Origin of the sequence: Streptomyces sp. SP17BM10, from assembly GCF_036322405.1 — a bacterium.
GTDB lineage: Bacteria > Actinomycetota > Actinomycetes > Streptomycetales > Streptomycetaceae > Kitasatospora.
In genome coordinates this window covers 1-350 of sequence record NZ_JAQYXB010000122.1, presented here as the reverse complement: position 1 = coordinate 350, position 350 = coordinate 1, and the positions used below count along the sequence as shown (strand labels likewise).

At 56.6% G+C, this 350-nt stretch carries 1 pseudogene; it reads left to right on the top strand.

The window, feature by feature from the left end:
- Positions 1 to 350: pseudogene (locus PUR71_RS40845) on the top strand (hypothetical protein); the annotation flags it as partial.

Here is a 350-nt window from a genome sequence, read left to right as displayed (position 1 = left end):
GTGTTGGGTGTGGTGTGGTGGTGTCGTGGTGGTTTTTTGTTTTTGTGGTTGGTGCTTTGGTGGTGGTTGTGGGTGGGGTGTGTGGGGGTGGGGGGGGGGGGGGGGGTGGGGGGGTTTGTGGGGTGTTTGGGTGTGGGGTTTGGTGTTGGGGGTTTGTTTGTGGGTGGGGTTGTTTTGTTGTTTTTTTTTTTTGTGGTGGTGGGGGTGGGGGGGGTGGGGGGGTTTTTGGGGTGGTGGGGTTGGTGCGCCTTTTTGGTTTTATGGGGGTGGGTGTGGTTTTGTTTTTTTTTGTGGGGTTGGTGGGTTTTTTGGGGGGATTTTTGTTCGTTGGGTTTGGGGGGGTGCTGGCG